Genomic DNA, 14,719 nt, shown 5'->3' with positions numbered 1-14,719 from the left:
GTCCTACTTCGGCTGCGGAGGGGTTTGAGTATTGAACTTGATGCTCGAAACAAACCCCTCCGAGTTGAACTCCACGTCCGCATCCTCCTCCAGGAACGACTTGCGATCGCTATCCCAAACACCACGGGAGTAACGCAAAACATAGCCTCCTCCCTCCCGCTCAAACCGAGTCTTGGGCTCACCCACCACAGACACAACCTCACCCTCCGACATCCCCGGCTTCACCCGACCATCCCGAACCTGCACAACCGCATCAGGCTTAGGTACCGGCCCTAACAAAGACCGGATCCCCCACCAAGCAATCGCTAAAAACACCAAAGGCGCCACGAACAGAACCAAGTAGTCCACCGGCTGAAGCTTCTGCCTAGGAGATGACTTCATAAGCTACACCTGATAAAACTTGGGTTCAACAGATCCATCCGAAGGATCCAACTCAACAGCCGTAAGCGGACCCCCATAAGCCACCGCCGTATCAATCCCAATCTTGTTCTTCATCACAAGCGGCTTCCCAGAGTGCTGAGGGGTATGACCAAAAACAATCACCTGCCCAAACTCTTCCTCCGAGCGAATAAACTCCTCGCGAACCCAAACGCGTGGATCGTCCTTCATCTCCCAATCCACACCACTCGGCAAAACACCCGCGTGAACAAACTTGTAGAGCCCCTCGTTATATTCGTAAACGGTCTGCTCCAAAAACTCCCAATGGTGCGAAGGAACGTTGTGAATCCAAGAACCTCGGGCAACCCCATAGGAAGCCAGCGTCTCACGCCCCCCATAGGTAAACCACCAAGAAATCTCCTCCAGAGACCGTTCGCTCGTGCGTTCTTTGTCAAACACATCCCTGGCCTGCAGCATCGCCAAATCGTGATTGCCCCGCAAAAAAACCGTCTTGGCATGCGACTTTCGATAGTTCGCCAAAAGCTCGATCACGCCAGCAGAGTCGGGACCGCGGTCGATATAGTCCCCCAGGAACACCAAAGTGTCGTCTTGATCCATCTGCGGCTCCAACAAATTCAAAATTTGCCAGAGCCGCACAAGCTCACCGTGGATATCGCCGATAGCGAAGATCATTCCGAGGTCAGATTACTTAACCTTTGGGCAACATATGACCTAACTTGTCGCGCTTCGTGTTCAGATACTTCTCACGGGCAGTTTCTGCGTCCGCAATCAGCGAAACATGCTCAACAATCTCAAGCCCATAGCCCTGAAGTCCGCTCACCTTCTTCGGGTTGTTCGTCATCAGTTTCAGCTTCCGCAACCCAAGATCAGCGAGCACCTGAGCACCCAATCCGTAATCCCGAAGGTCCGCCTTAAACCCAAGCGCCACATTCGCCTCAACGGTATCCAAACCCTGGTCCTGAAGCTCATAGGCTCGGAGCTTATTCACCAATCCAATACCGCGACCTTCCTGCGCAATATAGAGAACCACGCCCTGACCAGCCTCTTCAATCCGTGTCAGCGCCATCTCAAGCTGATCGCCACAGTCGCACCGCAACGACCCAAGCAAGTCGCCCGTGAGACAGCTGGAGTGGATCCGAACCAAAACCGGCTCCTCCGTGCAAACATCGCCCTTCACAATCGCCACATAAGGATGAGGCTCAACGCTCGTCTCATAAACGTAAAGCGTAAAGTGTCCAAACTTGGTCGGAAAATCGATCGGCCCAGCAGCGCGAGTAACGAGCTTCTCGCTCTTTCGGCGGTAGGCAATCAAATCGGCAATCGTCACGATGTTCAGCTGGTGCTCAGCAGCAAACTGCTCAAGCTCCTGCATCCGCATCATCGTCCCGTCCTCATTCAAAATCTCGCAACCCAAACCAGTCGGCTTGAATCCAGCCAGCTCGCAAAGGTCCACAATCGCCTCGGTATGACCGGCACGCTTCAACACGCCGCCTTTCTCAGCGCGCAAAGGGATAATGTGCCCTGGCCGACCAAGATGAGCAGGGGTAGCCTCATCGTCCACAAAAACCTCAACAGTCTTCGCACGATCAAAAGCCGACACACCCGTGGTAGCACCAAAAACGGCATCAACGGTCTCAGCCATCGCAGTCCCGTGGAGCGCAGTGTTCTGCTTGGTCATCATGGGGATCGCCAACTGCTGAAGCCGCTCGGCGGTAGTAGGAATAAACGGAACTCCGCGACCGTATTTGATCATGAAGTTCATGGCTTCTGGCGTGCAGGTTTCCGCTGCCATCACCAGGTCCCCTTCGTTCTCGCGGTCAGGATCATCCACCACGATGATCATCTTTCCGGCCTTGAGGTCTGCGATTGCTTCTTCGACGGTGGAAATGGGCATTTAATAGGATTCTACGTGCTTTGAGGCATTGGTTGCTCACACCCCAGAACAAACACCAGCCTCATCAAGGATAATCGCAAAGATGCTCGCATACCTGGTCGCTCTCAGTCTCAGATCACCCCAGCAGATTTCGGTCGAACTGCAAGCAATCCTAGAGCAGGCCTGCCACCAGTTCAACATCCCCGGAGCCACCGCAGCCGTTGCCACAAAAAACGGAATCATCGCAAAAGCCGCCTACGGCATCAGGAAGTACGGCGAACCCAATCCCATCCTCCCCAACGATGCCATGCACATCGGCTCCATCACCAAATCGATGACGGCCCTAGTCGTGGCGAAACTCGTCCAAGAACACAAACTCCAGTTCGACGACCCAGTCATCAAATTCTTCCCTGAAGCAACCCGATACAACCCCGCCTTCAAAACCCTAACCCTCAGAAACCTTCTCAATCAACAGTCTGGCCTCCCACCCAAAGCCGGGGAATACAACTACCTACCCAGCGACCTCACCGGCTCCGAAACCAAGAAAAGACAGCGCTACGTCAGGCAGATCCTCCAAGAAAAGCTCGACACCCAGCCAGGCCTTAAATACAGCTACAACAATGCCAACTACATCCTGCTCGGTGCCATCGCCGAGAAGATAACCGGACGCACCTACGAAGACCTACTTTCCCAAAAAGTCTTCGCCCCCCTTCACCTCAAAACCTGCGGCTTCGGCCCCATGGGCAACGGCAAATCAGCAGCCACACCATGGCAACACCTCTACCAAGACGGCAAACCCATGCCGATCTACTTCGACAACCCCGACTGGTTCACCCCAGCAGGCCGAGTCCACATGTCCGCACAAGACCTCGCCAAATATGGCTTTGTCCACTGCCAAGAAGACCCAAGCTATCTGCCAGCCGACCTCTGGTCCGAACTCCACACCCCGCCCAAAGGCAGCCCCTACGCCATGGGGTGGATACGCCTAGACATCAAAGACTACGGACACGCAGGTTCCAACAACCTAAGCTGCTCCGAACTCTGGATCCGCCGCGACCGCGAAATCGCCTTCGCCATCTGCTTCAACGCTCCACAAAGCAAAGCCCTCACAAGCTGCATGGCGCGACTCGACCAACTCCTAGCTAAGCATCACCTTTAGAAGCCTCAACAGCTCGTTTCGTCTCGGCATGTCGAAACGCGAACAGCTTGTCCAAATCGGGCTCCACCAGCCACTTATTCACAAGAGCACCCAAAAACCAACCCGGCGACTTATATTCAATCACATCGCGAAGCAGGCTCTTCTCACCCACCCGAACAAACTCATGCCGATGCTTCCAGTAAGGAAACGGCCCCTTCTCGCTCGTGTCCGTAAACCCATACGGCTCACGAACCTCGCTAATCCGAGCGTGCCATTCCATAGGAAGACCAAACCGCTTGAACCGAATGACGTGTAAATTCCCTTCCGTCACGCTCAGATCGTCACCCTGCGGCTGAATCTCCCGGCCAGGAGGACTCAAAAGCCGAAGCGCATCGGCGGAGGCATGGAACTCCCAAAGTGCCTCCACCGACGCATCAATCTCAGTTTCGTAAACCTTGTGGAACACACTGGGTCTACGTCTTCTGCTGCGTTTAGGCAGCAACTCGAACGGGCTTCGCCGTCTCACCAATCTCAAACGTCTGGACCAGCTTGTTCAGGTGATTTGAAACTTCATCAAGAGACGAAGCCACGTCGTTAACCTTGTTAATAGATGAGTTTTGGCGAACGATAGCCTCTTTCACGCTTCTAGCCGAAGAAGTCACATCTTCAACTCGACGGTTCATCTCCGAAGCGCCAGCAGCCGTCTCCTCACTGATCGCGGATACTTCACAGACCGCATGAAATACCGTCTGGGCGTGAGATGCCATCTCGTTCACTAAGTGATGCTTCTCAGCCGCGATGTGGTTCGCTTTCTGAACCGCCTTCAATATTTCATCGAGAGCAAGACGTGCCTCATCACTGGCTTCAGTGCCTTTGCTCACTTCCGTTCGACTCGCTTCCATCGCGAGGATCACATCCTCAACCCCCTGTCGGACAAGCTCAATCAGACCAGCAATCTCTTTTGTAGCCTGACTAGAGTTTTCCGCCAACTTCCGAACCTCGTCGGCAACCACGGCAAACCCTTTCCCATGCTCACCCGCTCTAGCTGCCTCAATCGCAGCGTTCAGAGCCAGCAGATTCGTCTGACTAGCAATCGACTCGATAGTCTTGACAATCTCACCGATCTGCTCTTGCTTCTCCCCAAGATCCCTAACCGCCTGGGATGAGAGTTCAACTTGAGCCTGAACCATTTCCATCGACCGAATGGTGGTTTGAACCGCCGCACTGCTTTGGCTAACAATGTGAGAGGCTGTCTCTGTTGCTTCGCTCTGCTCGGCCGCACCGGCTTCAACCTCGTCAATCGCATTCTTCAACCGATCAACCGCCGCAGTGGTACGCTCCGCCTCCTCAGCTAACTTCTGACTGCCTACCGAGATCTCCTTAGTCATCGCATTCGCGTGAACCGTGGCCTCTAAGACTTCAGCAATGGCATCCGAAATGCCAGATGCGGCGGATGCCACCAGGTTTGCCTCCTCGAACGTCTCATGGCTTCGATGTTCTACTTGTCGCGAGTCTTGCTGCACCTGACCAACAAGGTATCGAAGCTGCTCCTGGGCTTCCGAAAACTGATCGATCGCATTTTGCGTAACCTGCAGCGATTCGTTGAAAGTCTGGTTCATCCTTCCCAGCTCATCATCACCACAGTTCGGAATCGGCTGCGTTGTGTAATGACACCGAACCGTAAGATCTCCCTCGCGCAACGCCTGGATTCCTTGTTCAAGACTCGCAAGATCGTTCTTTCGCAAATCCTGTAACCGAACCATCAAGTTTCGTACAGGAGTTAGGATCGACTTCGTGATAAACACACCCATCCCAAGCGTCAACACAATCCCGATGCATGTTCCAGCCAAAGCGGTGAACACACTCACTTCGGTGCGCTTCTTCTGATCCTCAACCGTTTGATTCGTCTCCTTGATGACAACAGAGACAAGTTCATTGAGCGACTTCTCAACCGCCCCAAACTTAGCGCGTGAGGGCCCATAGGAATATGCCATCGCTTCGCTGGTTTTGCGAGCAATCGCGAGTTTGACAACCTTACCTGTCTCAGGACGCCATGCCTCCCAATTCTCCTTGAGGGACTTCCTCAAAGCCTCTTGCTTCGCGCTGACAGGCAGTTTTAAGTAGATGTCCCAAGCCCGGTCAGACTCCTCCCATTTGCTAGCAATTCGAGATTGCTGATGCGCAATCTCCTTGGCCGGCTGATTGGAAACCATCAGCGTGCGCTCAGCCCGCTGGAGCGCCGTTTCACACTCTTTAATGGTCCAGACGGCATTTAATGCAGGAATCTGTTGCTTCTGGAGCAAGGCAATGCATTCCTTAGCGTTGTTAAGAGCAGAGATGCCAACGCCGCCAATCAAGGCAACCAGCAGGGCAATCATTGCAAATCCAGGCTTCAGCAAGGCTGAAGAATTGTTCTTTAATTTCGCGAACATAAGAGGGAACCACCAAAACAACATTTGTAGGCATTTTTGCCGTAAAAGTTGCACTTAACATAGTTTTCGGCCCACCTACCATGGCAGTCACCTCCGGATCTTGCGCTTCTCGTCGCAACAAATAAAACTCAAACCACAAACAATTGCGAGTGACCCCAAATAAACACTCATCCAATAACTTCAATAGGCCGCCTCACGCGGCAACGAGGTGAACTCTTGATTCGAGGAATCGATGCCGCATTTTCCGGGATAGCCGCCGAAACAGCCCGACTCGATGTAGCCGCAAACAACATCGCGAACATCAACACAGCAGGCTACAAGTCCAAACAGATCAATCAGTCGGTCGACGGCAATGGACACATCTCAAGCACAGTCATCCCAACCAACCAAGAGGTCAACCTCACCCAAGAGTCACTGAACCTAAATCTCGCCAAATTTGGATTCCAAGCCGATATCAACGTCATCCGCGCCCAAGATGACGCGACACGATCTCTCCTCGATATCAAGATCTAGCGCTTTACTAGAAAACAGCAATCTCTCAACTACTGGCGCATAATGGATCTGTAACCGCGCTAGCAAACGTCATGACCGAGAACTAGTCGACGGTTTGTTGGCACCATGAACCAGGTCCCCGAAATCATTTCGACGGAGAAAGATGTTTGGCTTCAGCCATCCGTCTGCCTTGTGTTTAACGAAATGATCGACGGCTTCTGGGCTCTCGACTCGGAACTTAAAGTCCTTTTCGCGAACCACAAAGCGCTCAACTTGCTGGATCGGTCACTCCCCCAGGTCGTCGGTGAAAGCGTGTGGGACATTGGCTTGACAAAAGTAGCCCCACATACTGCGACCGTTCTAGAAAGTGCGACGCGCAGAAACACCCGAGAATCAGCAGAGGCTTTCTGCACCCCTCTACACCTATGGCTCCACATAGAGGTCGTCCCGGTCACAAACGGCTACTACCTCTACGCCCGAGACACCACGCATAGCCACATAGAAAACGACGAGCTACGACGCGTACGCGAATCGTTCGGCCTTGCCCTCAAAGGCGGAAGAATGGGCTGGTGGTCCAGAAATCTCCGCACCGGAGAGATCAGCTGGTCCCCAGAGCTAGAACACCTCTTCGGAGTCGGACCAGGGGCGTTTCAAAACAACGAAACCATTTTCCTCCACTACGTCCACCCCGACCATCGCCGAGCCGTCCTTCGCGCTGTCAAACATGCAATCGAGACCGGAACGGATTACACGGTACAGTTCCAATCCCTTCGCCCCGATGGCAAGGTCTCCTGGATCGAAGGCCGAGGTTGTGCCCTCCTCGACGAAAACGGGAGCGCAGTCATGCTGCACGGCATCGGCATCGACATCACCGACAGAATGGTCGGAGAAGTCGCAGCCACCCGCAGCGAAAAACGCCTCCGACTCCTGCTCGAAGCATCCACAATCGGCGTCATCGTGAACGATGAAACCGGCCAGTTCATCTACGCCAACACTCCACTCCTCAAGATGCTCGGATACACCCAGAAAGACATCGATGAGGGCAAGCTACACTGGTCCGACATCCAAGTCCCCGATCGACAAGACTCAGATAACAAGGCACTCACCGAACTGTTCAAACACGGAGTCTGTAAGCCCTACGAAACCGAATACCTCCACAAAGATGGCCACCGAATTCCTGTGTACGTAGGCGCTGCCATCATGCCCGAAGAGGGGTCGAAGAACATTGGCGCGGCATTCGTCACAGACCTCACCGAGCTCAAGCAGATCCAAAACGAACTCATCTCGTGGAATAGCGCGCTGGAACAAAAAGTCAAAGAGCGCACCTCCGAGCTCCTCACCGCCAACGAGGCCCTCAAGAGCTTCAACTACTACATCTCCCACGACCTCCGCGCCCCACTCCGCGCCATCGTGTCAACCAGCCGCCTCATCGAAGAAGACTTCGGGAAAGACCTTCTTCCCGGGATGAAGCACCATCTCAAACGCCAAGCCGACGCAGCCAGAAAACTCGGAGCACTCATCGACGACCTGCTCAGCTTCTCCCGACTTTCCCGCCAGCAAATCAACCGCCGAACCGTAAACCTCACGGAAATCGCACGCGAGTCCGCCACCCAAGCCCTCGCAGCACACCCCAACTCCACCGCGCAAGTCGTGGTCGAAGAAGGCCTCACCGGAGAATCAGACCCCCAAATGCTCCACCTGGTCATGGTCAACCTCATCGAAAACGCCGTCAAATACTCACCAGATGGAGGAATCATCCGAGTCGGAAAATCTGCCGACGGAGCATTCTTTGTATCAGACCAAGGAATAGGCTTCGAACCCCAATACGCCGAACGAATCTTCGAACCCTTCCAACGCCTCCACCGAGACGACGAATACCCAGGCACAGGCATCGGCCTCGCCAACGTCAAACAAGTCATCGAACGCCTAAACGGAACAGTCTGGGCCGAAGCCACCCCAGGAGAAGGGGCAGTTTTTCGGTTCACATTACAGTAGAGAGCGCGAGCAATCTGACATATTCTCAACCCAGCCAGTGGTTGGTGGCTATACACCCGCATGCAAATCCGCCGGCAATCGTATCTCGACAGTCGTGCCTACCCCAAGGGTGCTCGAAATACGAAGCGATCCCCCATACGTCTCGGCAAGACGTTTCGATATAGCCAATCCAAGCCCAAAGCCTCCTGTCATCCTCGACCTCGCGTTGTCTGGCCTGAAGAACCGCTCTCCCAACCGTTCTAAGTGTTCAGGCGCTATCCCATCCCCCCGATCTTGCACCGAAATACAAGCAGTCTCCGCCTCGATGCGACAAGCTATATCAACCTGAGAATCGTGCGCAGCATGTCTCAAGGCGTTATCCATGATGTTAAGAAGGATTCGATGAAGGTGATCTGGCTTGATTCTGACAAACTGGTGTTCTGCTATATCCAGCTGAATGCTAACCTCAGGCCTACGGTTGCGCAATTCCGACATGCACTCTGAGACGGTTGTTGCTACGTTCGCAACCATTTCCTGATCACTACCTTTCAATTCAACCGACCTTGCTAACTCCAAAAGGTCGTTGATGAGTGCCTGCATCCGACCCGCCGCCCGAATAGCGTCTTCTATCGGCTCACGGTCCACCCCTGTTGGAGGCTGCGTCTTAGAAATCCAAGACAGATTCGCCTTAACAACGGACAATGGAGTCCGAAGTTCATGAGAAGCATCAGATATAAATCTTGACTGCGCTTGAAATGCCTGTTCCAAACGGTCAAACATATGATTGAACGAACCAGCGAGTTTTGAAAACTCATCCTCCGGCCCAACTGGAAAACGATGCGAAAGATCATCAACTGAAATTCTCTCGGCAGCTTCGGTGATCTGCTTCACTGGCCGCAACGCTCGACCTGTAGACCACCACCCGTAGAGCGCAACCACCACAAGCCCAATCGGGAATACAACCACCATGGCAGTGTCAAGACTCTTTTGTAACTTGTTCAGTTGATACAACGGATAGGTGGCTCGAACTGTTCCAACCGCTCTTCCCCCTACAAATAGCGGTGTTTCATATTGTCGAACCTCATCAATTGCCCGCGGCAATTCCCCTTGGTAGGGAACAGCGCTCTCCCAAAACCCACTCTTGTGTGCGTCAGGCATGCGTGTCTTGCCAACCACGATGGAAGAAAGCCCGTCTTTTGCTGGCACAAATCTGTTCTTGCCCTTCGCGATAACAACAACTCCTGTGCCAACAAAGGGCGATATTGGTCGCACTTCCGTCGTATCGACAACAAAGACGCTGCCTAGCGGATCAACGCCACCAATCTGAGTTCTCACTGGCTTATCCGAGATAGGTAACGGCGAGGCGACTGGCCTTGCGACAATACTCTCTGCACGCCCTCTAAGGTCATCGTTCACTGATGCATCCACAAAGCGATGCACAAGAAACCTCAATACAACAAACGTCAAAAGCCAAAGAAAAGCCAAGGTCAATGCATTGGCAAATACAATTTTCGATCGAACCGACCATCGAAGGCCTCTCATTCAGCTTTCACCCCTAAGTCAGTCAGGCAATAGCCTTCTCGGTGCACCGTACGTATCCCAGGAAAATCGGTGAAAGCACTCAACTTACGGCGCAGTGAAGCAATGTGGACATCCACGCTGTTTGAGGTCGTATCCTCCGCGTTCCATATAGAGGACAAAATAAACTCACGCGATAGCGTTCGCCCCTGATACCTAACCAGCGCTTCGAGAAGAAGGTATTCCTGCCTAGTCAAAGAAAGCTCACAACCTTCAACGAATACTCTTTGCGATACGATGTTGACGTCCACCTGACCGACAGTAATGACGTCTCCGCGATTCGTCGCCTCCCGTCGTGCAAGAGCTCGAACCCTAGCACCGAGTTCATCAAGTTCAAATGGCTTCGATAAATAGTCGTCAGCACCAGAGTCAAGACCCATGACTTTGTCAGGTGTCTGGTCGCGCGCAGTAAGCAAGAGGATGGGAGTGTTGACTCGTTGCCTTCTCAATTCTCGACAAACTTCAACCCCGGACTTCCCCGGTAGCATCCAGTCGAGAATGATGCAGTCATACCCCCCATGCGCTGCACGCAAGAGTCCGGCTAGACCTTCGACCTCCCAGTCGACGTTATGCCCGTCGTGACTGAGTGAGCGAAGAACAATACGCGCGATATCGGCATCATCCTCGACGATCAGAATTTTCAACGTACCAACGCTCCTGTCGGTCAGTTTACATCGGACCTTTCGATGCCCAAAACTGCTCCCAAACCCCTGGGATGAGTTTGGAGACGAGATATCATGTACGACGAATACGTGCAGGTGACGAGCGTAAGCGCAACCACAAGGGTCAGTGACTGACAAGATAGAACAAACTCTTTGATCAGAATAGAATTCAATCGTCTTTGTCAGCCTCGCAAAGACCCATTTCAGCTCCCACCTGCTCCTCTCCCAAAAGCAAAGCAGTACGCTTTACTGCCCTTTTGCTAGTAACTTACTGACCTGCTTAATCAAAGCCGACTCTGACGAATCCTCAAATCCCGGGTGAATATGGCGAATGATGCCTTTCTGGTCAATAACAAGGACCAGTGGAATGCCTGAGATTCCAATTCTTTCGGGAAGTTTCCCCGCACCAGCGAACTCAAACGTGTACTTATGCTCCAAAGCATAGTCCTTCGCCAACGAAAGGTTTGCGTCCATCGAAACACCGATGACGACAACTCCCTTCTTAGCAAATGTACGATGAAGCTTCTCCATGACGGGAGACATCATCTTGCAAGGCCCGCACCAAGTTGCCCAGAAATCAAGGACTACGACCTTTCCTCGCAGAGATCTATTCGAGAGCTTCTTGCCGCTGAAGGTCTGGAACTGATACTCGGGAGAGACACCCCCTTCCTTAATTTTCAGTACTGGCAGTTTATCGGGTTCGGTGTTCTCTGGTTCACCAGGATCACCCTTCTTAAGGAGACTCGGATCAACTTTTCCGTATGGAAACTGAACGTAATCAGCAATGTTCACCGATCCCTTCTTGTGATATTTCACCGTCACAGACTGAGACACGGACCAAATGCCGTCTTTCGGGTCATCGAGTCCTGGCCACTCTTTTCCAGCCACATCTAGAAACTTTGTGCTCTTGCTCAGTTGAAAGGAAACCGAGGCATTTTGCAATGTGAGAACGATCTCTTTGCCGCGCACATAGGACTTGACCGGTCCCTCGACCGTCTCAGCTGGTGCGAACGCCTGAAAAGCGAAAACTGAAACAACGAGAAGGAGGCTTTTAGCAACTTGCATGCATAACAAGTTTAGCGACGAGTCATGAACCAGTTATGAAGTGCTTTTGAACCTGATCTACTCCCGGCTGGCTAACGCGCAACGCAATACAAAACCGACTTCATGAAATCGAAGGCAAATTCCACCGGCTTTCCCTTTAGCATCAAGAATCCTGGAGACAAAAGGCTGTCAGACGCAGAGAGCCTCTCGGGTGCGGAGAGGTCGTCCCAGATGGCTATGTTCATTGCTCAGAACTATACGGAGTGTATGTCGGTAGACCTCATCGCAAGGGATATGGGCCTTCACCCTAACTACGCAATTGAGCTGTTCTGCCGAGACTTCGGTAAATGCTCATTGAGTACGTGAATCACCACCGATTGACACATGCTCAGCGGCTACTCGTGACAACGTAGAGCATTCTGGAGATCACGTTTTGTTCCGATTTCAATTCATAGTGCGGTATGAACGCGCTTTTCAAGTTGTTCACGACTGCACACCACGCTCAAACCGGAGCAGTCATAGACTGCTGTTTCCGTGCTAAGGCGAGTTCAATCGTGCCAATGAATATGCTTATAACGCAAAAGCCAGTTCAACTGCAGATAGACTCAGCGCAGACGGCAATCGCCTCCATTCAGAACAGAAGAGCTGAATCAGCGAATACCTGAGTTCGCTATGCCGAGAATCCAGATCCCCCGGAAGACAGGTTACAAGATCTTCCAAGATACAAAGATCAACGTCCTGAGTCGCTTTTGGATAGACGGTGGCGGAGAGGGAGGGATTCGAACCCTCGAAGAGTTGCCCCTTACCGCATTTCGAGTGCGGCGCACTAGACCACTATGCGACCTCTCCGGGGGAGATTATGGCAGATTTAGCTCACCGTTTTCTTTCTGCCCCGAACACCTTGTAGAACAAGGACAGTTTTAGCAGCGCCTCGTCCGCAGACATCGGCCCGATCGACCCCGAAAGCCCTTCAATATAGACCCCTTTCCCACGGGCCTGAAGATCCTGCCGAACGGGTCCCTGGGCAACAGCAACCATCCGAATGGGCCTCAACTGGCACATGCTGTCAGCCGTCGCCTGAGCATCTGGCCCCACCACAAACGCACAAACCGGGTCGCAATGCTCGGCGGCAGCGTTAAAATAACCCGCCACGCCGGGAGATGAAGCGATCTCATCGGCTGCCAAAGATCGCATGGTTTCGATGGCCGTCAAAATGGTCCCCTTCCTTGCAGCCTCTGCATCGGTGGGGAGCGGGTAATGCAACACCCCGTTCATCAGATTGATCACCTCATCGGCCCGCTTCAGCAAGTATTTCCCAACCTGCGTCCGTCCATGCAGCCGGCCATATCCAATCAGCAACCGGAGCAACTGAGCGTTGCAAGACTCATCAGGACTATCAATCAGTTCCGGCACGTCAATGGCGCTTGGAAACACGGCAGAACCCATCCGCTGCGTCAACACATATTCACCTCGCGCCCGGCCCCGATACAAAACCAAAGCCCGCTGCAACACCAGACTTCCATGCTCGAAACTATCCACACGACCGTTTGTCAGATAGTCCTCCAACATCGCATCCGCATAGGCCAAGTAATCGCCAAGATACGTCCCAGGCTCCGGTGCAGGATCCATAGAATGCACCACGTCGTTCGAAAATCGAAACTGATCCAAGCTCTCGATGACAGGAACTAGGGAGTCAATCCGTGCTCGATCGCCCCACATGCGTGCCACCTTCAGCAGCTTCGCCACAACATGCCCGTTCACATCCAGCAGCTTCTTCCCGCTAATCTTAGGCTTAGGGCCAGCACACTGCCGTAACCGCTCCGCAATCCCCGGCCAAGCAGGGTCGCGCGCAGCGTCATCGTAGGTCTCATAGGGAATCATCAGCCGGTTGTCCTCAACAACCAACCCCATGTACTTCATGAGCCACCTTCGCTCGCCATAGTCAAAGTGGGCACGCAGCTTCAGCGGCGAGAAGCTATACCGAGCACTCCGGCCCTGACCAAGTTCGTCACCCTCCTGGCAAGCCGCAAAAAGGTTGCCGTCAACCAAATCCCGAACCATCCAGTCAAAACCATTCTTGGCCAGCTGCTCATAACGTTCATTGCTAAACAGCTTCCCAGCAACCGCCAAGGCTTCCACCATCTCAGCATTGGTCGTCGCAACCTTGTCAAACTCCACCCGATGCTGGGCACTCGAAGGCATCAACCGGAAAAACCCACCGTTCAAAACATCCTGCATCGGCGAACGCAAAATCGGGTTCATCGACCGAACCAGCGCATCTTGGTCACCCACACAAGCGAGGTAACTCCAGGCAAGAGGCGTCAGCTTTTTCACCCCGCCATCGCTAAAACCTGCATGCAGCGGATCAACCTGAAGAAAAGCCGGGTCCAAACGATTGCTAAACCCACCCGAAATCGGATCGCCATGGTTCAACAAATTGTCTGCAAACGCCTCAAACAACGGCTCACTCGCATTCAAACGCGCTCCCGCCTTCTCAATCGTATCAATGTCCGCTGACTGCATCCGCTCGTATTGGGCCGTACCACCTTTCGTGGCCGCTTCAACAAAAGCATTGCGGAACCGAATCAAGATCCGTCGAAACTCCTTCCGATCCGCCACATTCGCAATGTCCTCACGACCGACAAAGTCAATGGCGCGCCCATGCGTGTCAAACACCCAAATCTGAAACCCATCCATCACCCCCATGTCCACGCGCCGCAAGGGTAGGTAAACACTCAGCCACTTGGGGTTCTGTAGCGCATCCACCCGAATCGCCACAAAGTCTCGCGAGATCTGGCGCGCAATTTCTGGATCCGAAAACACTTCCTCATCCAGCTTCCGCGCGCTCGTGCTACCACTGGAACCAACAAACATGATCACGGCCTTAGCCTTCTTCCGAGCGTCCGTAAACGATGACTCCGCAAACGGCAACCAGTTCACCGGCTGATGCGTGGCACGCTCAAGAAATTCACCGATCTCGCCGTCCAACTTATTCGCCCCAGGAGGCGGAATCAGGTGCTCAAACGTGTTTCGGAAGATCGCCATTCCGACTAAAACCACCAGAACTGAACTGGCTACCTTAAATATGGACTGTCTCATGCGGCTGGGTCTCCCTTTCGATTATGCG

The 14,719-nt window shown here is 53.2% G+C and carries 13 protein-coding genes and 1 tRNA gene; 4 read left to right on the top strand and 10 right to left on the bottom strand.

The features are described from left to right. Window positions 1–3: 3 nt before the first annotated feature. From ACZ51B_RS13620 to ACZ51B_RS13610, 3 genes are read right to left on the bottom strand one after another with little or no spacing between them, the layout of a single operon-like run. The gene (locus tag ACZ51B_RS13620; protein ID WP_464293882.1) at window positions 4–381 is read right to left on the bottom strand and encodes a hypothetical protein; all 378 of its coding nucleotides are present in this window, start codon (window positions 379–381) and stop codon (window positions 4–6) included. Window positions 382–384: 3 nt separating this feature from the next. Further along, entirely contained in the window at window positions 385–1,071 is a 687-nt protein-coding gene (locus tag ACZ51B_RS13615; protein ID WP_464293881.1) for a metallophosphoesterase family protein, read from the bottom strand. Between the two features lie 16 nt (window positions 1,072–1,087). After that, window positions 1,088–2,293: a bifunctional 3,4-dihydroxy-2-butanone-4-phosphate synthase/GTP cyclohydrolase II gene (locus ACZ51B_RS13610; protein WP_464293880.1), complete on the bottom strand. Its 1,206-nt coding sequence runs from the start codon at window positions 2,291–2,293 to the stop codon at window positions 1,088–1,090. Between the two features lie 82 nt (window positions 2,294–2,375). On the opposite strand from ACZ51B_RS13610, the gene ACZ51B_RS13605 reads away from it, so the two are divergent. Then, on the top strand, window positions 2,376–3,431 hold the full coding sequence (locus tag ACZ51B_RS13605; protein WP_464293879.1) for a serine hydrolase domain-containing protein: 1,056 nt from the start codon (window positions 2,376–2,378) through the stop codon (window positions 3,429–3,431). Here the strand turns inward: ACZ51B_RS13605 and ACZ51B_RS13600 are convergent. Both ACZ51B_RS13600 and ACZ51B_RS13595 read right to left on the bottom strand, forming a co-directional pair. Then, window positions 3,415–3,876 carry an SRPBCC family protein gene (locus ACZ51B_RS13600; protein WP_464293878.1) on the bottom strand — a complete coding sequence of 154 codons (462 nt, stop codon included), beginning with the start codon at window positions 3,874–3,876 and terminating at the stop codon, window positions 3,415–3,417. The genes ACZ51B_RS13605 and ACZ51B_RS13600 overlap by 17 nt on opposite strands. A gap of 25 nt (window positions 3,877–3,901) precedes the next feature. Then, window positions 3,902–5,842 carry a methyl-accepting chemotaxis protein gene (locus ACZ51B_RS13595; RefSeq protein ID WP_464293877.1) on the bottom strand — a complete coding sequence of 647 codons (1,941 nt, stop codon included), beginning with the start codon at window positions 5,840–5,842 and terminating at the stop codon, window positions 3,902–3,904. A 216-nt stretch (window positions 5,843–6,058) separates the two neighbouring features. On the opposite strand from ACZ51B_RS13595, the gene ACZ51B_RS13590 reads away from it, so the two are divergent. Together ACZ51B_RS13590 and ACZ51B_RS13585 are read left to right on the top strand one after the other, a co-directional pair. Beyond that, entirely contained in the window at window positions 6,059–6,355 is a 297-nt protein-coding gene (locus ACZ51B_RS13590; RefSeq protein WP_464293876.1) for a flagellar basal body protein, read from the top strand. A gap of 105 nt (window positions 6,356–6,460) precedes the next feature. Beyond that, window positions 6,461–8,329 (top strand): PAS domain S-box protein, encoded by a 1,869-nt coding sequence (locus tag ACZ51B_RS13585; protein WP_464293875.1) that lies wholly within the window; start codon window positions 6,461–6,463, stop codon window positions 8,327–8,329. A gap of 48 nt (window positions 8,330–8,377) precedes the next feature. Here ACZ51B_RS13585 and ACZ51B_RS13580 read toward each other — a convergent pair whose 3' ends face one another. From ACZ51B_RS13580 to ACZ51B_RS13570, 3 genes are all read right to left on the bottom strand, one after another. Next, entirely contained in the window at window positions 8,378–9,643 is a 1,266-nt protein-coding gene (locus ACZ51B_RS13580) for a sensor histidine kinase (RefSeq protein ID WP_464293874.1), read from the bottom strand. A 203-nt stretch (window positions 9,644–9,846) separates the two neighbouring features. Next, on the bottom strand, window positions 9,847–10,530 hold the full coding sequence (locus ACZ51B_RS13575; RefSeq protein ID WP_464293873.1) for a response regulator transcription factor: 684 nt from the start codon (window positions 10,528–10,530) through the stop codon (window positions 9,847–9,849). Window positions 10,531–10,794: 264 nt separating this feature from the next. After that, complete coding sequence (locus ACZ51B_RS13570; protein ID WP_464293872.1) at window positions 10,795–11,613, bottom strand: TlpA family protein disulfide reductase; 819 nt, start codon at window positions 11,611–11,613, stop codon at window positions 10,795–10,797. Window positions 11,614–11,715: 102 nt separating this feature from the next. Between ACZ51B_RS13570 and ACZ51B_RS13565 the strand changes: the two genes are divergently transcribed. Next, window positions 11,716–11,958: a hypothetical protein gene (locus ACZ51B_RS13565; protein WP_464293871.1), complete on the top strand. Its 243-nt coding sequence runs from the start codon at window positions 11,716–11,718 to the stop codon at window positions 11,956–11,958. A 395-nt stretch (window positions 11,959–12,353) separates the two neighbouring features. Here the strand turns inward: ACZ51B_RS13565 and ACZ51B_RS13560 are convergent. Both ACZ51B_RS13560 and ACZ51B_RS13555 read right to left on the bottom strand, forming a co-directional pair. Next, window positions 12,354–12,441, bottom strand: a tRNA-Ser gene (locus ACZ51B_RS13560). A 24-nt stretch (window positions 12,442–12,465) separates the two neighbouring features. After that, complete coding sequence (locus ACZ51B_RS13555; RefSeq protein ID WP_464293870.1) at window positions 12,466–14,691, bottom strand: DUF255 domain-containing protein; 2,226 nt, start codon at window positions 14,689–14,691, stop codon at window positions 12,466–12,468. Between the last annotated feature and the right edge of the window lie 28 nt (window positions 14,692–14,719).

It is taken from the genome of Fimbriimonas sp. LA-C6 (assembly GCF_055398105.1).
The sequence above is the reverse complement of the archived record's forward strand: the minus strand, read 5'-3'. Positions and strand labels throughout refer to the sequence as shown.